Raw genomic sequence first — 22,757 nt, 5'->3', positions numbered from 1 at the left:
CAGGCATACTGCGAGACCTGGTCAGCACAGATTTAAGGAACAGAGATGATGCAGCCCATTTCAGGTACGCCCGCACGCCCTCCCGGCGAAGGCCAAAATGCCCCTTCCGCTGCGGGTGAACAACCGTTATCCACGCAACAACGTACTGTGCTGGAACGGCTAATTACTCGTTTGATTTCACTCACCCAGCAGCAAAGCGCTGAGGTGTGGGCCGGAATGAAGCACGATCTGGGCGTCAAAAGTGATACGCCACTGCAGTCACGTCACTTTCCTGCCGCTGAGCAAAACCTTAACCAACGACTGGGGGTTGCTCAGCAAAATCATGTTAATCGTCAGGTGCTTTCGCAGCTCACTGAATTACTGAGCCAGGGAAATAATCGCCAGGCGGTGAGTGATTTTATCCGTCAGCAGTATGGGCAAACAGCGCTTAGCCAGCTCACGCCTGAGCAGTTAAAGAACGTGCTCACGCTGCTGCAACAAGGACAGCTGTCGATACCGCAGCCGCAGCAGCGCCCGGCTACTGATCGCCCGTTGCTCCCCGCAGAGCACAATACGCTGAACCAGTTGGTTACCAAACTGGCGGCGGCCACGGGAGAATCCGGGAAGATGATCTGGCAGTCGATGCTGGAGTTGTCTGGCGTAAAAAGCGGTGAGCTGATCCCTGCCAAACAGTTTACGCACCTGGTCACCTGGCTGCAGGCGCGCCAGACGCTCAGCCTGCAAAGCGCACCGACGCTTCAAACGCTCCAGGCGGCGCTGAAGCTGCCATTAGAGCCGAATGAGCTGACAGCGATAAAAGAATACGCGCAGCAGACGTATCAGATCCAACCACAATCGATTCTGACCACGGTGCAGGTGCAGGACTTGCTCAATCAAATTTTCCTGCGTCGCGTGGAACGAGAACGTGAGCTTAGCGAGCCGCGTCATCTGCAGCCCATTTACAGCCCGTTCGCGCCGATGATTGAAACGGTTAAATCTCTGTCGGCACGACCGGGACTGCTGTTTGTTGCGTTGATAATTGCGTTAGCCATTTTCTGGCTGGTCGCTTAACCTTTACGCAGCGTAAGCAACGTTACAATAATCCCCACCACGGCGGATATCGCCCCGGCAAGGAACACTGAAGGATAACCGTACGCGGTGGCCAGCACCCCGGCTACCGGACCGCTTATGCCGTAGGAGATATCCTGAAACGCGGCGTAACCGCCCAGCGCCGTACCGCGAACCTGCGCGGGCACTCTCTTCACCACTTCGACGCCCAATGCCGGGAAGATAAGCGAACACCCGGCCCCGGTTAATGCCGCCCCGAGCAGCGCAATCCAGGCCGATGGGGCCTGCCACAGCAAAATCAGCCCCGCAGTTTCCATCAGCAAAGAGACAACGGCAACCTTCACGCCGCCGAAACGGTCCGGCATCCAGCCAAACAGAATGCGCATCAGCACAAACGCCCCACCAAACGCAGTCAGGGTGAACCCCGCCATCGTCCAGCCGTTGCTGACAAAATAGAGTGAAATAAAGGTACCGATCACCGCAAAGCCAACGCCCTGCAGCGCCAGGCCCAGGCCCGGTTTCCATATAAGCCCGACTACGCTCCATAAAGAAGGACGTTCTCCTGCATGCGCAGGCACTTTACGCACGGTGCCGTTGAATGCCCATGCCAGCAGCGGTAATACCATCGTCGTTCCCGCCAGCGCCGCGAAGCCAAAGTGGCTGTGGATCAACAGGCCCAGCGGTGCACCAGCGGCCAGCGCACCGTAAATCGCCATTCCGTTCCACGACATCACCTTACCGGAGCGTGTTGGGCCGACCAGCCCCAACCCCCAGGTCAGCGTACCGGTGAGCAGTTGGCTTTCGCCAAAACCGAGGATCAAACGCCCGACGATTAACAACGCAAATTTTACAGGGACAGAAACAGGCAATAGCGCGGCTAAAAGCCACGCCGCGCCCGCCAGCCCACAGGCAAACATCCCCTGTAGTGCCGAGCGTTTAGCACCATATTGATCGGCTAAGCGCCCGGCGTAGCCGCGCGTTAATACCGTTGCCAGAAACTGTACACCTACGGCGATACCGACCATAGTATTGCCATAGCCCAGTTCCTGATGCACAAACAGAGGAATCACGGGCAAAGGGAGACCGACCGTCATATAGGTCAGGAAAACTGCAAAAGCGATACGAAACAGCGAAAAGTTCGCCGAAGGTGTTTTTTCTTGTTGGGTTACAGCTGTCATGCGTTACTCCAAAATGCAGAGTAAGGCGAGGAATGTCCACGCCCCCTCTACCTGACTATCAGGATTAAGGTGCGTTGGATAACGTTAAACGCTTACGCATTATCAAGAGGATAATGTTGAAGCTGGAGTCTGCCTGTAAACCCGATCGATTGTCAACGATATAAAAAAGGGAGCCTGACGGCTCCCTTTACTGTACAGCATGAGCCGGATATAAGATCCGGCACACTGTCTTATGCTTTCAGCTTACGCATAACCAGCGTTGCGTTAGTGCCGCCAAAGCCGAAGCTGTTGGACATCACGGTAGTCAGCGCCTGCTCGGTCGGTTTGGTCACGATGTTCAGACCTGCCGCTTGCTCATCCAGCTCTTCAATGTTGATGCTCGGCGCAATAAAGCCGTGTTCCAGCATCAGCAGAGAGTAGATAGCTTCCTGTACGCCAGCTGCGCCCAGGGAGTGGCCGGTCATGGCTTTAGTCGCAGAGATTGCCGGGCTGTTGTCGCCAAACACTTCACGAATTGCACCCAGCTCTTTCACGTCGCCTACCGGGGTAGAGGTACCGTGAGAGTTCAGGTAGTCGATCGGGGTGTCTACACCGTGCATCGCCATTTGCATGCAACGTACTGCGCCTTCACCAGACGGAGCAACCATGTCTGCGCCATCGGACGTTGCGCCGTAACCGACGATTTCCGCGTAGATATGCGCGCCACGTGCCAGCGCGTGCTCCAGCTCTTCGACCACGACCATACCGCCACCACCAGCGATAACGAAACCGTCACGGTGTGCGTCATAGGTACGGGAAGCTTTTTCCGGTGCATCGTTGTATTTGGTAGACAGCGCGCCCATGGCGTCGAATTCACACGCCATTTCCCAGCACAGCTCTTCGCCGCCGCCAGCAAAAACGATGTCCTGTTTGCCCAGCTGAATTTGTTCTACCGCGTTACCGATACAGTGCGCGGATGTCGCACAGGCAGAGCTGATAGAGTAGTTTACGCCGTGAATTTTGAACGGCGTTGCGAGGCAGGCAGAAACGCCGGACGCCATCGCTTTGGTGACCACATACGGGCCAACCGCTTTCAGACCACGCGGGCTACGCATTGCGTCAGCACCGAACACCTGAAAACGCGGGGAGCCGCCGCCGGAACCTGCAATCAGGCCAACGCGCGGGTTGTTCTGGTAATCTTCTGCTGCAAGGCCGGCATCAGCCACTGCCTGTTCCATAGAAAGGAATGCATAGATGGATGCGTCGCTCATAAAGCGCACTACTTTGCGGTCAATGAGGCCAGTGGTATCCAGTTTTACGTTGCCCCAAACGTGGCTACGCATGCCGGAGTCCTTCAGCTCCTGAGAGAAAGTGATCCCTGAACGTCCTTCACGCAGAGATGCCAGGACTTCCTGCTGGTTATTACCGATGCTGGAAACGATGCCCAAGCCAGTAATCACTGCACGTTTCATTCAATACCTCTGTAAGTCGCACTATTTTAAAGTTTCGAGTGGCACAATAGCGTACACTTGTACGCCGAACAAGTCCGATCAGCCATTTAATGTGGAAATTTGCGCAGCCAGGCACTCATCGCTAAGATCGGGGCACAGCCTGCCAGACGAGTAACTTACGTGAAACAATACGCTATACAACCTGCAAACCTTGAATTCAACGCTGAGGGTACACCTGTTTCCCGAGATTTTGACGATGTCTATTTTTCTAATGATAACGGGCTGGAAGAGACACGTTACGTCTTTCTCGGCGGGAATCATCTCGCCCAGCGATTCCCTGCGCATTCACGTCCCCTCTTCGTGGTGGCAGAAAGCGGATTTGGCACCGGACTTAACTTCCTGACGCTCTGGCAGGCATTTACCGGTTTTCGCGATACCCATCCTGAAGCTACCCTGGAAAGATTACATTTCATCAGTTTTGAAAAATATCCGCTAACGCGCGAAGATCTCACCTTAGCCCATCAGCACTGGCCAGAACTTGCCCCGTGGGCCACGGCGCTGCAAGAGCAATGGCCGCTGCCACTGGCGGGATGCCATCGCCTGCTCCTTGATGAAGGACGCGTCACGCTGGATCTGTGGTTTGGCGATATTAACGAACTGACCAGTAAGCTCGATGACTCCCTGAATCAAAAAGTGGACGCCTGGTTTCTGGACGGTTTCGCACCGGCAAAAAATCCGGATATGTGGATGCCAACGCTGTTTAACGCAATGGCCCGTCTGGCTCGTCCCGGCGGTACGCTGGCGACCTTCACCTCAGCGGGCTTTGTGCGTCGGGGGTTGCAGGAAGCCGGGTTTACGATGCAAAAATGCAAAGGCTTTGGTCGCAAACGTGAAATGCTCTGTGGCGTAATGGAACAGACGCTGACGCTCCCTTCATCGGCTCCCTGGTTTGCACGTTCCGGAACAGATAAACGCGAAGCCGCCATTATTGGCGGGGGGATTGCCAGCGCATTGCTGTCGTTGGCGTTACTGCGTCGCGGTTGGCAGGTCACACTCTATTGCGCCGACGATAATCCAGCCGGGGGTGCCTCCGGCAATCGCCAGGGCGCGCTTTATCCGCTACTCAGCAAGCATGACGCGGCCATTAATCTCTTTTTCCCCACCGCGTTTACCTTCGCTCGTCGACTGTATGACGCCCTCCCCGTTGAGTTCGCGCATGACTGGTGCGGTGTGACGCAACTGGCGTGGGATGAAAAAAGCCAGCAAAAAATCGACCAAATGCTGTCCCTTGAATTGCCTGATGCGCTCGCCGTCAGCGTTAACGCAGAGCAGGTTTTACAAACGACCGGCGTCGAAACCGGATGCGGCGGGATTCAGTACCCTGCCGGAGGATGGCTGTGTCCGGCACAGTTAACCGCCGCCGTATTCGACTACGCCGCAACGCTGGGATTACGCACGCGGTATCAACATACGCTGGCCTCGCTGTCTCGCCAGACAGAACACTGGCAATTGACGTTTGCCAGTGGCGAAACCGCCACTCACGCTGCTGTAGTTCTGGCTAACGGGCATCGCATTAACGGCGTTGAGCAAACGCAGTCGCTACCAGCGTACTCCGTAGGCGGTCAGGTGAGTCACATTCCTACTACGCCTTCGCTTTCAGCGCTGCGCCAGGTGCTGTGCTATGACGGCTACCTCACGCCGCACAACCCGCAAAACCAGCAGCACTGCATTGGCGCCAGCTATCATCGCGGAAGTGAAGAAACGGTGTATCGCGCGGACGATCAGCAGCAAAACCGTCAGCGCTTAATAGATTGTTTCCCGAATGCCTCGTGGGCAAAAGAAGTAGACGTTAGTGGCAATGCCGCCCGTTGTGGAGTGCGCTGCGCCACGCGCGATCACATGCCGATGGTCGGCAACGTCGCGGATTATGACGCCACGCTCAGCAAGTATGCCACTCTTGCCGAAGACAAAGTGCACGCCGTAAACGCCCCGGTGTATTCCGATTTATTTATGTTGGGTGCGCTGGGCTCGCGCGGGCTGTGTACTGCCCCGCTGTGTGCAGAAATTCTGGCATCGCAAATGAGCAATGAACCCATACCAATGGATGCCAACACGCTGGCAGCGCTGAATCCGAATCGTCTGTGGGTAAGGAAGTTATTGAAGGGTAAAGCGGTGAAATAAGATACCATCTCGCCATTGCCTGATGGCGCTACGCTTATCCGGCCTACACCCCCCGTCCGCGTAGGCCGGATAAGACGCCTTCGCGTCGCCATCCGGCACAATCCACTGCAATTATTATTGCGTTGCCTTCTGGAACAGTGTGTCCCACATCTCTTTCACTAACGCCTGGTCACGCGGCGAGAGTTCGCCTGCGCTGATGGCTTTTTCCAGGCTGCTGGTCACATTGGCGTACAATGCCTCAGCGGAATGGTCCTCGCCAGCATCCAGCTCAGCCACAGCCAGCGTCAGGTGCCCACGCAAATAGCCACTGGCAAACAACTCATCATCGCTGGCGTGCTCTACCATATCGTCGATTAATGCCAGAATGCGTGATTCAAACTCCGCGATCATCTTATTTCCTCATTGTAAACGTGGCAGCGGCTTCAGTTGAGCGCTTCGGGCCACGGGAATTGTTCCGCCGTAAGTTCAGGCGTGTGATAATAATTCTGTAACGCGTTAATGAAACGCGCCGGACGTTCAGGGATCCCCTTTTCCAGGTACTCCATCACCTGAGTATGAACACGGCGCTGGAATGCCACGCGATCCGGTTCAAAGTCCCCTTCCAGATTGTCGCAACTGACGTTAAACGGGTAGCCCGCCGCCATGCAAAACAACCAGTCAAACGCCTGCGGCTTCACTTCCACATCTTCAAACTGGCATTGTGTCTTCGCGTCGCGTCCGTCCGGGCAGTACCAGTAACCGAAATCGACCAGTTCACGACGGGCTTTACCGGCGATGCACCAGTGTGAAATTTCGTGTAACGCACTGGCGTAATAACCATGCGCAAAAACGATACGGTGATACGGTAATTCCGCATCCGCTGGAAGATAGATCGGTTCGTCGTCGCCTTTAATCAGACGGGTATTAAATTCATCGGCAAAGCAGCCGTTAAAAATCTCAATTAACTGTTCGTAGTGATGCGTATTATTCATTAGTTCATCCCCAGCCAGTGGAGAATCTCCTGTCCATGATTATCATAAAGTAGCTTGGCGCTCATCACGGCGGAGACAATAACGATCATTGGCCGAATGAGTTTTTGTCCTTTGCTGAGTACCAGTCGAGAGCCCATCCGTGCGCCAATAAACTGGCCAATGAGCATCACAAAACCTGTCGCCCAAATCACTTTGCCGCCGAGGGCAAACAGCAACAACCCACCGATATTCGATGTGGCATTTAATACTTTGGCGTGGGCCGTCGATTTCGCCAGGTTGTATCCGCACAGCATGACAAAGGCCAGCGCGTAGAATGACCCTGCCGCCGGACCAAAAAAGCCATCGTAAAAGCCGACGCAGCCCCCGGCCACCAGCGCGAAAGGCAAACCGTGCAGTCGGCGCTGTCGGTCCTCTTCCCCGATTTTCGGCATCAACAGAAAGTAAAGGCCAATACAGATAACCAATACTGGCAGGATCTGGCGCAGAACATCTGACTGCACGTGCTGAACCAACAGCGCGCCACTCATTGAGCCGATAAAGGTCATGAAGATATTGAGCTTCTGATCCGCCAGATTAACCACACCCCGACGAATAAAATAGAGGGAGGAAGAGATAGATCCCCCGCAGGCTTGCAGCTTATTGGTTGCCAGCGCTTGCGCAGGTGGCATCCCGGCCGCCATCAATGCCGGGATGGTGAGTAGACCACCACCTCCGGCCAGAGAATCAATAAAACCTGCCAGCATCGCCACAAAAAAAAGCACACCTAACAGCAGTGGCGACACCATAAACAGAGAGGCAAAATGATCCATTAGAGTACATGCTCGTCCAGTAGCGCCTGGCAGGAAGGCGGCAACGGCGGCGGTGTCTTCTTCTCAGGCTTGGTGGTTCCAGGTTTTGGAGGTTCGAACCAGCTTTGCAGCTCTGCGCCACAGCCGTCACCCGGTGGCGGTAACGGTTGATCTTCGCACTCAAGGCTGTCGGCAGGGCAACGTAACCGCACGTGCATATGCGCACGATGCTGGAACCACGGCCGCACTTTACGCAACCAGTCCCTGTCGGTCCCTGCATCCAGACAAAGTTGTTGCTTAATCGCCGGATTCACGAAAATACGCGTTACTTCATTATCTTTTGCAGCCAGCCTGATCAGGCTGAAAATCTCCGGTTTCCACAGTGACGGCACAACACGTTTGCCATCCTGTGAGACCAGATCTAACGCCTGCGGCCGCAGCAGTTGCGACTGGGTCCAGCGCGTTTTCGGCAGTTGCAGGAAAATATCCACATCCAGTCCCGTCTGGTGGCTGGCGTGACCGCCATTGAATCGCCCACCGGCCGGCATACCCATATCGCCGATTAACACCGTGCCCAGTCCTTGACTATTGGCCTGATAACTCAGACGCTGGATAAACCTCACCAGATCCGGATGGCCAAAGTAACGACGCTGATCGGTGCGCATCACCTGATAATGTTCTGACTGTACAGGCAGCGTATCTGCACCAACAATACAGCCATTGGAAAACGCGCCGATAGACTGCGCGCTGCCCGCAACCGGATGGGTAATTTTCTGCCAGGGCGTCGCCGCCAGACAGGCGGTACTGGCAAACAGAGCCAGCGCCGCAAGTGCCGTTTTTTTCATCTCTTACCAGCGTGGAATATCGGTCTTCACGTCCGCATTTTGCGCCCGCTGACGCAGCAGGTGATCCATCAATACGATCGCCAGCATCGCCTCGGCGATCGGTACGGCGCGGATCCCAACGCACGGATCGTGGCGACCTTTAGTGATCATTTCGACTTCTTCACCAAAGCGGTTAATAGTGCGCCCAGGAACGGTAATGCTGGACGTCGGTTTCAGCGCCATATGAGCAATGATTTGTTGCCCGCTGCTGATCCCGCCCAGAATGCCGCCCGCATGGTTACTCTGGAAACCTTCTTTGGTGATTTCGTCACGGTTCTGGCTGCCGCGCAGCGCAACAACGTCAAATCCATCGCCAATCTCAACGCCCTTAACGGCGTTAATGCTCATCAGCGCATGGGCGATGTCGGCATCCAGGCGGTCGAATACAGGTTCGCCGAGACCCGCAGGTACACCGCGTGCAACAACGGTCACCTTCGCTCCGATGGAGTCACCTTCTTTCTTCAGCCCGCGCATCAGTTCGTCCAGCGCTTCGAGTTTATCCGGGTCCGGACAAAAGAACGGGTTAAGTTCCACCTGGGACCAGTCCTTGATCTCCAGCGGAATATCGCCCATCTGCGTCAGGCAGCCGCGGATCTCAACGCCGAATTTTTCCGCCAGATATTTTTTGGCAATCGCTCCGGCCGCCACGCGCATCGCCGTTTCACGTGCGGATGAACGTCCGCCGCCACGGTAGTCGCGCAGGCCATATTTTTGCTCATAGGTATAGTCGGCGTGTCCCGGACGAAAAACGTCCTTAATCGCGCCATAATCCTGTGAACGCTGATCGGTATTTTCGATCAGCAGGCCAATGCTGGTGCCTGTGGTAACGCCCTCGAACACCCCGGAGAGGATTTTCACCTGATCCGGCTCACGACGCTGCGTAGTGTAGCGCGATGTGCCCGGACGGCGTCTGTCGAGATCGTGCTGCAGGTCAGCTTCTGTCAGAGAAATGCCCGGCGGAACACCATCGACAATACAACCGAGCGCCAGCCCGTGTGATTCGCCGAAAGTGGTTACGCGAAAGAGTTGCCCAATTGTGTTTCCTGCCATCACGGCTCCGTTATGCGTGTTGTGTATGTGCGCGTGTAATTAGTCTTTATAAATGCTGAAGTGCTCGCGAGCAGCAACTAACTGCTCTTTGGTCAGCATGAATACGCCGTCACCGCCGTTGTCGAACTCCAGCCAGGTGAACGGTACATCCGGATATTGCTCTATCAGATGTACCATGCTGTTTCCGACTTCACAAATCAGAATACCGTTATCTGACAGGTAGTCCGGGGCGTTCCCCAGAATGCGGCGGGTAAGTTTCAGCCCATCGCTGCCGGACGCCAGACCCAGCTCAGGTTCGTGACGATATTCGTTTGGCAGATCGGACATATCTTCTGCATCGACATACGGCGGGTTGGTCACAATCAGGTCATACTGGACTTTCAGCAGATCGCGGAACAGATCGGAACGGATCGGCGTGACGTGATGGATCAGGCCGTGTTCTTCAATATTGTGTTCGGTCACCGCCAGCGCGTCAGTGGAAATATCCACCGCATCGACTTCGGCTTCCGGGAAGGCATACGCGCAGGCAATGGCAATACAGCCGCTGCCAGTACACATATCGAGGATATGCTGCGGTTGCTCATTAATAAGGCCCGCAAAGCGGTTATTGATAAGCTCGCCAATCGGTGAACGTGGAACCAGCACGCGTTCATCAACATAAAATTCATGCCCGCAGAACCAGGCTTTGTTGGTCAGATAAGCAACCGGAATGCGCTCGTTGACGCGGCGAATCACGCGTTCAACAATACGATGACGCTCGCTGGAGGTCAGACGCGCGGTACGCATATCTTCTGGAATATCCAACGGCAAATAAAGTGACGGCAGCACCAGTTGTACGGCCTCGTCCCATGGGTTATCCGTGCCATGGCCATACCAGATGTTCGCCGCGCTAAAACGGCTGACCGCCCAACGCAACATGTCCTGAATGGTATGCAGTTCACTCACTGCTTCATCGACGAAAATTTTATCCACGTATTCCTCCAGGGCATGCTCGTATTAATTTCGGCGGCTAGTTTGCCACGAAGACGGCGATAAATCAGCATTCACACGGGGCCTGAACGCGAAAATTGCGTTTTAAGCGATCGGATGCCCGCCGAGTCGGGTTAAACTAACGGAAAATAAAAGTTGAGACTCTCGAATGAAAAAGAAAACATCGCTCAGCGAGGAGGATCAGACGCTGTTTCGCCAGCTGATGACCGGCACGCGTAAAATTAAACAGGACACCATCGTTCACCGACCTCCACGTAAAAAAATTGCCGAGGTTCCGGTTAAAAGACTGCTACAGGAGCAGGCTGATGCCAGCCACTATTTCTCGGATGAGTTTCAGCCGCTGCTGAATACGGACGGTCCGGTAAGATACCTGCGCGCCGACGTCAGCCATTTCGAACTGAAGAAAATGCGCCGTGGCGATTACTCTCCGGAGCTGTTTCTCGATCTGCATGGGCTGACCCAGCAACAGGCCAAACAAGAGTTAGGCGCGCTGATTGCCGCCTGTCGTCGCGAACATGTGTTTTGTGCCTGCGTGATGCATGGCCACGGAAAGCATATTCTTAAGCAGCAAACGCCGCTCTGGCTGGCGCAGCATCCGCACGTGATGGCGTTTCATCAGGCGCCGAAAGAGTACGGTGGTGACGCCGCGCTGCTGGTGCTGATCGAAGTGGAAGAGTGGCTACCGCCTGAACTTCCGTGATGCAGAAAAACAGAAAGAGCCGCATTTGCGGCTCTTTGATTTTTCGGATGACGGCTGCACCTTATCCGATTCCAGACTTTTTAAATCGCTTTTGCCATTTTCAGGTTACACGGGCTCATCTGCCAGTTAAAAGTCCCCTTCCCGCTCTCATCAAGCGTAACGCTGGCAATCGCTGATGTGGTAAACATCGGCGGTGTTTCGCCCGGGCAAAGCTCAGACACCAGATATCCCACTAAAGGCAAGTGAGAGATAACCAGTGCCGTGGCGATACCTTCATTGGCCAGAGCCTGTAAATAGGCGCTGACCAGACCGACATCGCCGCAGGGAGTCAGCTCCGGCAAAACATCCACACCGGTTGGCAGGTTCATACATTCCCCCACCACATCCAGCGTTTGTTCGGCTCGTAGGAACGGGCTCACCAGAACACGTTCGATATCCACTTTTTGACCTTTCAGCCAGTTCGCCATCAGGCGAGATTCGTCACAACCACAGGAGGTTAAGGGACGAACCGAATCACTGGCGGCATCGAGGGCTGCGTCGCCGTGACGCATGATAAAAACTTGCATATTGCACCGCTTTTGTTAACCAGAATCACCACTACCTTTATTCACAGCCCCTATTGGCTGTGGTAACGATATGGTGGCCGGCATTGTGCCTTATCCATTCACCGAATGAAACGCTGTTTTTTACCTCAACGGCGTAAGTATAGTCAATCTCTGTTTACATTTTGAGCGCGACCCATACATTCAGTGCGGATTCATCCTACCTTTGACCTCATGAATTCAGGTCAGTTTCCCCAATATTCCAGAATCTTTCACTGCGTTCCGCCATCTGCAATAACTGCTCACACGGTGTAAACCGCGAGCCGTACTGCGTGGTCAGCCGTTGCAGAGTCGCAACCACTTCACCCGCGCCGAGAGAATCCATATACCGGAACGGGCCGCCGAGGAATGGCGGAAAACCAATACCAAATACAGCGCCGATGTCGCCATCACGTGCGCTGCGGACTATCTTCTCGTCGAAACAACGGGCTGCTTCATTGAGCATTAACATAACGCACCGCTCTGCTATCTGCGCAGCGGTAAGTCGGCCCTGACCCTGGACGCCAATAAGCGTATAAATTGCAGGGTCGACCTGTTTTTTGCTTTTACGCCCTTTCGCACCATAAAGATAGAAACCCCGACCATTTTTTCTACCTTTGCGATCGTCATTCAAAATTGAAGCAACAACATTTGCAGGCGCGCTAAAACGTTCTCCATATGCAGCCTCAAGCACTGGTATAATTTTAGTGCCCGTATCAATTCCGACCTCATCCAAAAGTTGGATTGGCCCAACTGGAAAACCAAACTTAACCAGCGCGGCGTCTATGGTTTCGACCCGCTCGCCTTCGGTCAACATGCGAATCGCTTCGTTAATATAAGGCGCTAAAATGCGGTTAACGTAAAAGCCGGCCTTATCTCTGACCACTATCGGCGTTTTACCCTGTTTTTTCGCTAACTTAACGGTAGTTGCAATCGTCTGCTCAGAGGTCGTGGCATGCGGGATCACTTCGACCAACGGCATTTTTTCCACCGGACTAAAAAAGTGTAAACCAATCACTTGTTCGGGCCTTGCAGCGTTCGCAGCAATATCGCCAATGGGCAAAGATGAGGTGTTAGAAGCAAAAATGGTATGAGGTGCGCAATTTTGCTCAACTTCTGCCACCATCCGTTGTTTTAGCGACAGATCTTCAAACACGGCTTCAATAATTAGATCGCGATGCGCAAAGCCACGGTAGTCGATTGATCCCGAAATCAGCGCCAGTTGTTTATCGCGTTCGCTGGCTTTGATATGACGGCGGCGAACCTTCGTTTCAAGCTGATCCCAGCTGTACTTCAGCGCGTGGTTGATTCCCTTAGCGTTTATATCTTTGATGCGCACAGGCAAGCCGCCTTTACAGGCCGTTACGTAGGCAATACCACCGCCCATCAGACCGCCGCCCAAAATACCTACGCTGTTTAGCGGGCCAGGTTTCGCATCACTTCCGGGATCTTTTTTCACATCGGTGTTGGCAAAAAAGATGTGCCGTAGCGCCTGAGACTGGGATGTCATCGCCAGTTCACCAAACGCACGTGCCTCAGCGTCGTAACCGCTACTGCTGCCTTGCGCTAGCCCGGTTTCTATAACCTCAAGGATACGTTCTGTTGCAGGGTAGTTACCTTGCGTTTTTTGCGCCGTCTTTTTACTGGCCATGCGGAACAACAGCGCCCGCCCCAGCGGCCCCGCCAGCACTCGCTCTCTCACGGGCAGTGTTCGATGCGCAGAACTGTCCTTTTTAGCCAGTTCAACGGCTGCTTCCAGCAAAATGGAATGCGGTACAACTTCATCCACTAAACCAACTTTCAGCGCCTGTTTTGCGCGTAATTGTTTTCCGGTGAGGATCATATCCAGTGCGGTACTTACGCCAATCAAGCGCGGCAGCCGCTGCGTACCACCGGAGCCGGGCAACAAGCCAAGTTGTACTTCCGGTAAACCCAGAACGGTTTTAACATCATCGGTACAAATACGGTTGTGGCACGCCAGCGCCATCTCCAGGCCACCGCCGAGGCATGCGCCATGAATCGCGGCGATAACCGGGATCGGCAAGGCATTGATTTCAGCCATCATCTGCTGCCCCTGACGGGCCAACGTTTCGGCTTCCTGCGCGCTGCGACAGCTACCAATCATGTTGATATCCGCCCCGGCAATGAAGTTATCGGGTTTAGCCGAAATAAACACCACGCCGCGCAATGCTCTGTTATCGCGAATTTGTTTCAGAATGGCCCGTACCTGAGAAGCAAACTCCGCTTTCAGGGTGTTCATTTTCTCTCCGGGCACATCAATGGTGACAACAGCAACGTTATCCAGGCGTACGTTTAGTGTAAAAGCCGATGCCATTTCCATTATTCCGCCTCCAGAACCATGGCTGCACCCAAACCACCAGCTGCACAGGCGGTCACTAAACCAAAACCACCGCCACGACGTCGTAACTCATGGAGGGTTTGGGTAATCATGCGCGCACCGGTAGCGGCGAAGGGGTGTCCATAGGCAATCGATCCACCCAGCACGTTAAATTTACTGTCATCAACTTCGCCAGTGGCATGTGCTCTGCCCAGCACGTCGCGGGCAAAACGTTCGCTACCCAGCAACTGAATATTCGCCAGCGTTTGAGCGGCAAAGGCTTCATGCATATCGATTAGGGTTAAATCTGCCATGGTCAGGCCCGCTCTCTCCAGGGCAAGCGGCGTTGACCACGCAGGTCCCAGCAGCATGTCCTGCCAGACATCGATGGCGGTAAAAGCAAAACTACGCAGGTATCCCAGCGGCACCAGCCCCAGCTCTTTCGCACGCGACTCCGTCATCATAATCACGGCGGCTGCACCGTCCGTTAGCGGGGTACTGTTTGCTGCGGTGACAGTGCCGTGCTTGCGGTCAAACGCCGGACGTAGTTTGGCGTAATCGGCCAGTGTAGAGTTACCGCGAATATTGTTATCTTCTGAAAAAGGATCTTTAAACGGTGGCGCGTAGGTGGTCATTACCTCATCTGCCAGCTTTCTTTCAGCCCACGCCTGAGCGGCACGCTGATGAGAGCGGTGCGCCAGAGCATCCTGCTGTTCTCGGGTAATACCATAGGTTTTGGCCATTTGCTCAGCCGTATCCCCCATACGCAAACCGGTGGAATACTCGGCGACGGCTGGCGGCACAGGCATCAGGTCACGTAAACGCAGTCGGGAAAAGAGTTTAAGGCGCTGACCGGTAGTCCGGGCCTTATTGACATCCACCAGCACCCGCGCCAGCTTTTTACTAACGCCAATAGGCAAGACTGACGAGGAGTCCGCACCACCCGCAATTCCCGCACGAATAGACCCCGCCATCAGGCTTTCCGCGACATTCGCCACTGCCTGAAAACTGGTCGCGCAGGCTCGGCTTACGCTATAGGCATCCGTATGCACATTCATGCCGGTTCCCAGCACGATTTCACGAGCAATATTTGGCGCTTCAGGCATTTGCACTACCTGACCAAAAACCAGTTGCTCAATCACATCAGCAGGTATTTCACTGCGCGCCAGCAGCTCACCGACGACCATTTTTCCTAAATCAACGGCGGGAATGCCATGAAACGCGGTAGCCTGACGAGCAAATGGCGTACGCAACCCACTTACAATGGCAATACGGTCGCCCTGGCGGGTAACCAGCGGTAAAGCCTGACTCATAACACTCCCCTGTAAAAAAATAAAATAAGTGGTCTGACCTGATCATAGTCTTAACCAATTTTTTACATTTAGCCAAGCGGAGAGAAAAGAAAGTGGGAGCTAAGACACAGTGAATAATCACTGACAGTTACGAAAAAGCCCTTGCTATCTGATAGCAAGGGCTTTTGCAGAGGGGGATTAACGCAGGCCCAGCTGGAAGATCAGCGTTTCAGCTTCACAGGCAAAAACAAAGTCGATATCCAGACGCACACCTTCTGACTCTTCAGTAAAGGTCGAGGTGATTTGGCAAGGCTCAGATTCCACGCCACGCGCCTTTTCGGTCAGAGCGGCCAGCGTTTCTTCTGCCTCTGCGCGGTTCGCGAACACACGGCTGTAGGACGCGGTGCAATCGGAGTTGTCCATGATGGTGCCAACATCCATACAGCAGCAAACCGGGGTTTCATCAGCACTGCATTTACTCATTGTAGATTTCCTCTGTATTCGCACCTGAGGTGCCAGATAAACGATAGGGATATTTTACGCTCCCATTATTCGCCTCTCCAGTCGTTAATTGTATGAAATGCGATAAGTGACCGAAATCACACTTAAAAATGATCTAAAACAAAAATCGCCCAAACAGGTGAGTGCGCACCCCCGCAATTTTGCCAGCTGGATCGCGTTTCTCTGATCAAATTTGAAAATATTTATAAACATACTTGCAACATTCCAGCTGGTCCGACCTATACTCACGCCACTGGTCTGATTTCTAAGTCGTACCTCAGACCCTACACTTCGCGCTCCTGTTACGGCATGTAACATTGTTTGTATAAAAATAAATCTATGAGGTTATGGTCATGAGCCAGAAAACCCTGTTTACAAAGTCTGCTCTCGCAGTCGCAGTGGCAATTATCTCCACACAGGCCTGGTCTGCAGGCTTTCAGTTAAACGAATTTTCTTCCTCTGGCCTTGGCCGGGCATATTCGGGTGAAGGCGCAATTGCAGATGATGCAGGTAACGCCAGTCGTAACCCGGCATTGATTATGATGTTCGATCGCCCTACTTTTTCAGCAGGTGCGGTGTATATCGATCCAGACGTTAATATTTCCGGTAAATCACCATACACCGGACGCAGCACTGATGCGGACAACATCGCGCCTACGGCGTGGGTTCCCAATGCTCACTTCGTGATGCCTATCAACGAACAGTTTGGTTGGGGTGCTTCCGTTACCTCAAACTATGGCCTGGCTACCGAATTTAACGACAGCTACATCGTCGGTGAATACGGCGGTAAGACCGACCTTAAAACGGTCAACCTTAACCTGAGCGGCGCCTACCGTCTGAATGATAGCTGGAGCTTCGGTCTCGGTTTTAACGCCGTTTATGCTGATGCAAAAATTGAACGTTATTCTGGCGAGCAGACGGCTGCATTACCGAAGGTCAGCAACAAAATTGCCAGTCTGAAAGGGGACGAATGGGGCTACGGTTGGAACGCCGGGATTCTGTACGAACTGGATAAAAATAACCGTTATGGTTTAACGTACCGTTCTGAAGTTAAAATTGATTTTGATGGCGATTATAAGAGTGGCATCCGTACCCAGGCGAACGCTATACCTGGCGCTGGCACTGCATTCCCATGGGGAACAACCAATGCCACCGTCCCGGGTTCTCTGACACTTAACCTTCCTGAAATGTGGGAATTGTCAGGTTATAACCGTATTGCACCACAGTGGGCTATCCACTACAGCATGGCCTATACCAGCTGGAGTCAGTTCCAGGAGCTGAAAGCCACAGGTTCCAATGGACAGACACTGTTCTATAAAGAAGAAGGCTTCAAAGATTCTTACCGCATTGCATTGGGTACGACTTACTATATGGATAAAAGCTGGACGTTCCGTACCGGTATTGCTTATGACGATAGCCCGGTTCCAGCAAGTAAGCGTTCCATCTCGATTCCGGATCAGGATCGCCTGTGGTTGAGTGCAGGTACAACTTATGCGTTCAATGACGATGCTTCTATCGACGTCGGTGTGTCTTACATGCACGGACAAAAAGTAACAGTGCAAGAAGGCAACTATACTTTCGACTCTGAAGGTAAAGCCTGGCTGTTTGGTACAAACTTCAACTACGCATTCTGATTATCTTCAGACGTAAAAAAGGTGAGCTTTTTAGCTCACCTTTTTATTTTCATCAGTCCTTACTCGGAATCGATCTCTTTTAAATCATCCTGAATATCTTTCGCGTTCGGGTTTTCTTCTGGTTTGAGTTTCCCGCCGTTCGCAATAAAGTCATGACGCTGGAAGTAAGCTTCACGCACCATGATGTAAGGATCGGAAGACTGACGCAGCAGACCGTCAGAGTCGAGCAATTGCGCGCGAGTTTCAATCCCTTCAACCGTCCATTTGCCTATCGACAACGGCCAGGTCAGCCAGGACAGTACCGGATACAGCGTATCGACCATATCACCACCGTCATCACGCAGCGTGAAACTACCGTAGAACGGAAGCTGCATATACGGCCCATAACCAACATCATAGTGGCCTAACGTGCTGCCAAAGCGGTGTGGTTCAACGCGCTGCAACTTCGGATTAGCCATACCTGCCACATCGATAAAACCGCCCATACCTAACAGGGTATTCAGGAAGAAACGGGTAAAGTGCACCATCCCCTGATAAGGATCGCCTTGCAGGAAATAGTTGACCATGACGGCCGGCTCTTCAAGGTTGCCGGTAAAGTTACTTAAACCATTACGTGCCGGCTGCGGGACATAATCACGCCAGGCAACAGCTACGGGTCTTACAACGTATGGATCTAAAACATTAAAGTTGAAGTTGTACATGGTGCGGTTGAACCCTTCAAATGGATCCGAACGCCCCTGCTGTTCAGTACCGGAGCTCGCACACCCCACCAAAAGTGTGGTTCCCAGCGCAAGCGCCGACAGGCGAAGCTTCATAAGTGTCTCCCTGTGTTTTATGGCTATCGCTGATTGCCATCCATGACGGAACGATGACGTATCCGCCTGTTTAGATGTGAGCGATTGTAACAGCACGTCAAATGATGTCTATATACCCTGTCTTACTGTTTTGATCATAGCCTGGTAATGCGCACTCCGCGGCGGTTCTATTCTAACTAACCCGATAAAAACAAACGTTACTATTTTTGCTATCTCAGACTTTCTCCCGCTGATTTTCGGACAAAAGCCGCTACGCTTTAGCAATACGTGCTTATTCAGGATTCGGCTATGAATGACATCAAGAAAGATAAGATTGATCGACACAGCGACGAACTCGAGGTGGAAAGCGATGAAAAGCTAACAGGGAAAAAGATAGAGCTTGATGAGGACAGACTCCCCTCCCGCGCCATGGCAATCCATGAACATATTCGCCAGGATGGGGAGAAAGAGATGGAGCGTGACGCGATGGCGCTACTGTGGTCAGCCATCGCAGCAGGACTGTCGATGGGAGCCTCGCTACTGGCAAAAGGGATTTTTCACGTACAGCTGGAAGGCGTGCCAGGGGGATTTTTACTCGAGAACCTCGGTTATACCTTCGGCTTTATTATTGTCATTATGGCCCGCCAGCAACTTTTTACCGAAAATACCGTCACCGCTGTACTGCCGGTGATGCAAAACCCTACCCTCGGCAATTTTGGCCTGTTGATGCGCCTGTGGAGCGTGGTGCTGCTGGGTAATATTATTGGCACCGGGGTTGCCGCATGGGCGTTTGAACATATGCCGATTTTTGATGAAGAGACCCGCGATGCTTTTGTCAAAATCGGCATGGATGTGATGAAAAATACGCCAACAGAGATGTTTTCCAATGCCATCATTTCTGGCTGGTTAATTGCCACGATGGTGTGGATGTTCCCCGCCGCCGGAGCGGCAAAAATTGTGGTCATTATTCTGATGACCTGGCTGATTGCCCTCGGTGATACCACACATATCGTCGTCGGCTCGGTGGAAATTCTCTATTTGGTCTTTAATGGCACGCTGCACTGGAGTGATTTTTTCTGGCCCTTTGCGCTACCAACGCTCGCCGGGAATATCTGTGGCGGAACGTTTATTTTCGCGCTGATGAGCCATGCGCAGATCCGCAATGATATGAGCAACAAACGCATGGAAGAAGCCCGGTTACAAGCAAAGCGTGATGAGCAAACGCAGAAAAACCAGAAAAAACAGGCCTGAATGGTGACTGTTTGAGCAGTCGGGCGGCCTGAGACTTACCGTTGTGAGTAAAAAACGCTATACTCGTGCCGCTTCGTCCCCTTAGTTAAATGGATATAACGAGCCCCTCCTAAGGGCTAGTTGCAGGTTCGATTCCTGCAGGGGACACCATGAATTCTTAGGCATCCAGTCAAAATTCTTTCATTTACCAGTCAGTTCATCCCTGGGCCAGGCGGTAAAACGGCACATTCCTCACTGTTGCAGTAAGATTGTCGGACACCATTGTCTGCTTTGTCGCTATCCGCATCCCTGCTTTTCTCAGCCTCAACACATCAGCGGCAATACGCTGGCTGCCAAACCAGAAAAGCCCGTCCAGCGCAGTGACATCAAGGCCCGATTCCAGTGCCAGCTTCAGACGTTCACGCGGCGCTTTTACTGTTTTAGCAATCTGCTGATATGGCGCTTCGCTTGAACCTGCAGGACTAATGCGCCGGATACGATGTGACAGGCGGTACTGAAATTCATCCGGTATCCCACCGAGACTCGCTTTCAGGCTGTAAACACAACCAAAGCGTTTGCCGTTAAAGATGACGTTTTTCTGACTAAGCTGCAGCTCTTCACGCACGCTGGCAATCAGTTGTGGAGTACGGAGTAATAACAAGCGGAAAGGCAGCTCAAAGCTGGTCACATAGTCCACATTCAATAAAGCAATACGCAGACGTTCTTGGGGCCCCGCCTTCATTTCCCGGCATTCAGCAATAACATCAGCCCACTGGCCGGTAAGACGGGAACACTCTCTCGCCTCAGTAAAACTGTATTTTTCAGCCTGATAATCAATACGCTCGGTCACACTGAATTCCCTTCTGGCCAGATTTCGGTATTGGTTGCTCACTTTACCACCGACAGGCTGCAGGCATTGTCAGTGGAATGAGAGAAACTTCTGCGGAAACGCTTCATTATTTGGTAAATCAATCATTAAAAATATTTTATGACTAAAATCAATTCACATGAATTATGACTATTGAAATATAGCTATGATTAATTTTTAGCCTACTCATCAGGGAAGCTACTCCCAAGCAGGCTGGTTAATACCGGTAACAATAAAAATTACCGGTGACATTGTCCGAAATGATTCATCGCCTAGAAAAAAGGAATTTATTCATATGATCAGAATCAAAACCTGTATCGCTACCTTGACCCTATGTACCTTACTAACTACTCCCGCATGGGGAGACACGCAATCGCCGATACGGCTGGTGATCCATGGTGGTGCCGGTACTATTACAAAAGATACCATCACACCAGAACAAGAAAAGCAGTATACAGAAAAACTCACTGAAGCTCTGAATGCTGGCTATACCGTTTTGAATAAAGGCGGTAGCAGCCTGGAAGCCGTTCAGAAAGCGATTAATGTTATGGAGGATTCCCCTCTCTTCAACGCAGGTAAAGGCGCCGTGTTTACCCACGATGGCCGCAATGAACTGGATGCGTCCATTATGGACGGGAAAAGCCGAAAAGCCGGTGCCGTTGCCGGTGTAACCACTGTTAAAAACCCAATTAATGCGGCGTATGCCGTTATGACGCAAAGTCCACATGTTCTCATGGTCTCGACAGGCGCGGATACCTTTGCAAAAGAACAGGGACTCGCAATCGTTGATCCGGCTTATTTCAAAACTGATTTTCGCTGGCAGCAATTACAGAATGCAATTAAAAAAGAAAAAGTGCTCCTGGATCACGACGGAAAGAGCGCAGCTCTGTTTGCTGATCCGATGATGTATGACTATAAATATGGCACTGTCGGTGCTGTTGCACTGGATAAAGAAGGTAATCTGGCTGCCGGAACGTCTACAGGCGGAATGACCAACAAACGTTACGGACGAGTAGGAGATTCACCTATCATTGGCGCAGGTAATTATGCCGACAATGAAACCGTGGCGGTATCCGCAACCGGTTCAGGAGAAATGTTTATCCGCACGCTTACCGCTTATAACATTGCAGCCCAAGTGAAATACCGCAATATCCCTTTAAAGGACGCAGCACAGAATGCCCTGGATGAAGTTAAGGCGCTGAATGGCAGCGGTGGGGTTATTGTGCTTGATAAAGCAGGTAATTACACCATGTCCTTCAACTCTGAAGGGATGTACCGGGGAACCATAGGTAATGACGGAAAACCTGTTGTAGCCATTTATCGTTAATGATGTTTCCCCGCCATAAAGGCGGGGATGCTCTGTTACTCACGTCAGTCCCTTTCTCTTTTCAACAACCTCCCCTCGAATACCTACAGGAAGAAATTACCAGGATGACCGACGCCATAAGTTGCACTCCCTCCGGGCAACATAATAAATATTGATTGAACTCATATACTTGAGTGTATCCACACTGATAATCTCGCGAGATTCATTTGTTGGCAGAAAGGGTCACTGTGTTAGAAATCTTTTCTTAACCCACTGAAAAATATTTAAAAAATATTTTTCTCACATAAAAACGATGGTTCGTTCAAAACGGATCCGAATTTATTTGGGTTAAAAAAGGTATGGTATGAAAGTCACATGGACTGTCACCCCTGTCGGGTACCAGCGCATAGCTAAGCGTTGTCCATCATGTAATGTAAAACGCGAATTCGCACCTTCCGGAGCATTCAGAGTCAATTCGCAAAAGAAAGTGCTCGATATCTGGAGTATTTATAAATGCATCCACTGCGAATACACATGGAACATCTCGCTGTTTTCACGGCTTCACGTCAGCAAAATCAATCGCGAGCTGTATCATCGATTTATCACTAACGATGCCAGTACAGTTCACTATTTTGCCAATGATAAAGCGACCCTGAACCGGAATAATGCTGAGCTTGCAGGTAAACCTGATTTTCATATTCAGGAACAGTGGCAGGTCAGCATCAACAGCGGCCAGAACGTTACCGTCAGCATCAGACTTTCCCATTCTTTTCAGATTAATGTGCTATCGATATTGAAGCGACAGCTTTTACTCAGCACTGCAGAGATAAAGAAACTGATAGATGAAGGTCATATTCGCGGTGTTACGATGAAAGAACTTAAATCCCGAAAACTCATGACAAGACAATTAGATTTTAAGCTGTCAGTAGTCATATTATGTACTCAGCGAAAAGTTGTTCTGAGCCAGCGTTAACAGTATGCAACTTACAATAAG

Annotated in this window: 21 protein-coding genes and 1 tRNA gene; 8 read left to right on the top strand and 14 right to left on the bottom strand. The window is 52.1% G+C overall.

Annotation, left to right across the window (positions count from 1 at the left end):
* The first annotated feature begins 48 nt into the window (after positions 1-48).
* Complete coding sequence (flk, locus tag OGY09_RS15765; RefSeq protein WP_008785362.1) at positions 49-1,050, top strand: flagella biosynthesis regulator Flk; 1,002 nt, start codon at positions 49-51, stop codon at positions 1,048-1,050.
* Here the strand turns inward: flk and OGY09_RS15760 are convergent.
* Together OGY09_RS15760 and fabB are read right to left on the bottom strand one after the other, a co-directional pair.
* Positions 1,047-2,225, bottom strand: a complete 1,179-nt coding sequence (locus OGY09_RS15760; protein ID WP_032944095.1) for an MFS transporter — start codon at positions 2,223-2,225, stop codon at positions 1,047-1,049. The two genes, flk and OGY09_RS15760, sit on opposite strands and share 4 nt — an antisense overlap.
* A gap of 230 nt (positions 2,226-2,455) precedes the next feature.
* On the bottom strand, positions 2,456-3,676 hold the full coding sequence (fabB, locus tag OGY09_RS15755; RefSeq protein ID WP_008785363.1) for a beta-ketoacyl-ACP synthase I: 1,221 nt from the start codon (positions 3,674-3,676) through the stop codon (positions 2,456-2,458).
* A gap of 159 nt (positions 3,677-3,835) precedes the next feature.
* Here fabB and mnmC point away from each other — a divergent pair, with 159 nt between their 5' ends.
* Entirely contained in the window at positions 3,836-5,836 is a 2,001-nt protein-coding gene (gene mnmC / locus OGY09_RS15750; RefSeq protein WP_032944096.1) for a bifunctional tRNA (5-methylaminomethyl-2-thiouridine)(34)-methyltransferase MnmC2/FAD-dependent 5-carboxymethylaminomethyl-2-thiouridine(34) oxidoreductase MnmC1, read from the top strand.
* 114 nt (positions 5,837-5,950) lie between these two features.
* Here the strand turns inward: mnmC and OGY09_RS15745 are convergent, their stop codons facing one another.
* The 6 genes from OGY09_RS15745 to prmB are packed head-to-tail and all read right to left on the bottom strand — an operon-like array spanning position 5,951 to position 10,501.
* Positions 5,951-6,226, bottom strand: a complete 276-nt coding sequence (locus OGY09_RS15745; RefSeq protein ID WP_003028163.1) for a YfcL family protein — start codon at positions 6,224-6,226, stop codon at positions 5,951-5,953.
* A gap of 32 nt (positions 6,227-6,258) precedes the next feature.
* Positions 6,259-6,807: an elongation factor P hydroxylase gene (locus OGY09_RS15740; RefSeq protein WP_032944098.1), complete on the bottom strand. Its 549-nt coding sequence runs from the start codon at positions 6,805-6,807 to the stop codon at positions 6,259-6,261.
* Entirely contained in the window at positions 6,807-7,616 is an 810-nt protein-coding gene (locus OGY09_RS15735; protein WP_003834821.1) for a sulfite exporter TauE/SafE family protein, read from the bottom strand. Before OGY09_RS15735 ends, OGY09_RS15740 begins: the two co-directional genes overlap by 1 nt.
* Positions 7,616-8,440, bottom strand: coding sequence for a penicillin-insensitive murein endopeptidase (gene mepA / locus OGY09_RS15730; RefSeq protein ID WP_032944099.1), 825 nt, complete (start codon positions 8,438-8,440; stop codon positions 7,616-7,618). Before mepA ends, OGY09_RS15735 begins: the two co-directional genes overlap by 1 nt.
* A gap of 3 nt (positions 8,441-8,443) precedes the next feature.
* Positions 8,444-9,529, bottom strand: coding sequence for a chorismate synthase (aroC, locus tag OGY09_RS15725; RefSeq protein WP_003834825.1), 1,086 nt, complete (start codon positions 9,527-9,529; stop codon positions 8,444-8,446).
* Positions 9,530-9,568: 39 nt separating this feature from the next.
* Complete coding sequence (gene prmB / locus OGY09_RS15720; protein WP_003028173.1) at positions 9,569-10,501, bottom strand: 50S ribosomal protein L3 N(5)-glutamine methyltransferase; 933 nt, start codon at positions 10,499-10,501, stop codon at positions 9,569-9,571.
* Positions 10,502-10,667: 166 nt separating this feature from the next.
* Between prmB and smrB the strand changes: the two genes are divergently transcribed.
* Positions 10,668-11,219 carry an endonuclease SmrB gene (gene smrB / locus OGY09_RS15715; RefSeq protein ID WP_003839296.1) on the top strand — a complete coding sequence of 184 codons (552 nt, stop codon included), beginning with the start codon at positions 10,668-10,670 and terminating at the stop codon, positions 11,217-11,219.
* An 80-nt stretch (positions 11,220-11,299) separates the two neighbouring features.
* Here smrB and sixA read toward each other — a convergent pair whose 3' ends face one another.
* The 4 genes from sixA to OGY09_RS15695 all read right to left on the bottom strand — a co-directional run bounded on the left by sixA (position 11,300) and on the right by OGY09_RS15695 (position 15,913).
* Positions 11,300-11,785 (bottom strand): phosphohistidine phosphatase SixA, encoded by a 486-nt coding sequence (gene sixA, locus OGY09_RS15710; RefSeq protein ID WP_003028179.1) that lies wholly within the window; start codon positions 11,783-11,785, stop codon positions 11,300-11,302.
* A gap of 208 nt (positions 11,786-11,993) precedes the next feature.
* Positions 11,994-14,141 (bottom strand): fatty acid oxidation complex subunit alpha FadJ, encoded by a 2,148-nt coding sequence (gene fadJ, locus OGY09_RS15705; protein WP_032944101.1) that lies wholly within the window; start codon positions 14,139-14,141, stop codon positions 11,994-11,996.
* Entirely contained in the window at positions 14,141-15,451 is a 1,311-nt protein-coding gene (gene fadI, locus OGY09_RS15700) for an acetyl-CoA C-acyltransferase FadI (protein ID WP_032944103.1), read from the bottom strand. Before fadI ends, fadJ begins: the two co-directional genes overlap by 1 nt.
* A 177-nt stretch (positions 15,452-15,628) precedes the next feature.
* Complete coding sequence (locus OGY09_RS15695) at positions 15,629-15,913, bottom strand: YfcZ/YiiS family protein (protein WP_003834838.1); 285 nt, start codon at positions 15,911-15,913, stop codon at positions 15,629-15,631.
* A 371-nt stretch (positions 15,914-16,284) separates the two neighbouring features.
* On the opposite strand from OGY09_RS15695, the gene fadL reads away from it, so the two are divergent.
* The gene (gene fadL / locus OGY09_RS15690; RefSeq protein WP_032944104.1) at positions 16,285-17,565 is read left to right on the top strand and encodes a long-chain fatty acid transporter FadL; all 1,281 of its coding nucleotides are present in this window, start codon (positions 16,285-16,287) and stop codon (positions 17,563-17,565) included.
* Positions 17,566-17,624: 59 nt separating this feature from the next.
* Here the strand turns inward: fadL and mlaA are convergent, their stop codons facing one another.
* Complete coding sequence (gene mlaA / locus OGY09_RS15685; RefSeq protein WP_003028190.1) at positions 17,625-18,380, bottom strand: phospholipid-binding lipoprotein MlaA; 756 nt, start codon at positions 18,378-18,380, stop codon at positions 17,625-17,627.
* A gap of 288 nt (positions 18,381-18,668) precedes the next feature.
* On the opposite strand from mlaA, the gene OGY09_RS15680 reads away from it, so the two are divergent.
* Both OGY09_RS15680 and OGY09_RS15675 read left to right on the top strand, forming a co-directional pair.
* Complete coding sequence (locus OGY09_RS15680) at positions 18,669-19,610, top strand: formate/nitrite transporter family protein (protein WP_032944105.1); 942 nt, start codon at positions 18,669-18,671, stop codon at positions 19,608-19,610.
* A gap of 75 nt (positions 19,611-19,685) precedes the next feature.
* Positions 19,686-19,760 (top strand) — tRNA-Arg (locus tag OGY09_RS15675).
* 46 nt (positions 19,761-19,806) lie between these two features.
* Here OGY09_RS15675 and OGY09_RS15670 read toward each other — a convergent pair.
* The gene (locus OGY09_RS15670; protein WP_032944107.1) at positions 19,807-20,439 is read right to left on the bottom strand and encodes an ECs1377 family protein; all 633 of its coding nucleotides are present in this window, start codon (positions 20,437-20,439) and stop codon (positions 19,807-19,809) included.
* A 313-nt stretch (positions 20,440-20,752) separates the two neighbouring features.
* Here OGY09_RS15670 and OGY09_RS15665 point away from each other — a divergent pair, with 313 nt between their 5' ends.
* Both OGY09_RS15665 and OGY09_RS15660 read left to right on the top strand, forming a co-directional pair.
* The gene (locus OGY09_RS15665) at positions 20,753-21,784 is read left to right on the top strand and encodes an isoaspartyl peptidase/L-asparaginase family protein (protein ID WP_032944108.1); all 1,032 of its coding nucleotides are present in this window, start codon (positions 20,753-20,755) and stop codon (positions 21,782-21,784) included.
* A gap of 343 nt (positions 21,785-22,127) precedes the next feature.
* Positions 22,128-22,736 (top strand): DUF1062 domain-containing protein, encoded by a 609-nt coding sequence (locus OGY09_RS15660; protein WP_071992559.1) that lies wholly within the window; start codon positions 22,128-22,130, stop codon positions 22,734-22,736.
* The last annotated feature ends 21 nt before the right edge of the window (positions 22,737-22,757 follow it).

Source organism: Citrobacter sp. Cpo071 (assembly GCF_030332765.1).
In the GTDB taxonomy this organism is placed as follows: Bacteria; Pseudomonadota; Gammaproteobacteria; order Enterobacterales; family Enterobacteriaceae; genus Citrobacter; species Citrobacter portucalensis.
Note: the sequence above shows the minus strand (reverse complement) of the source record. Positions and strands in the feature narration are given on the sequence as shown.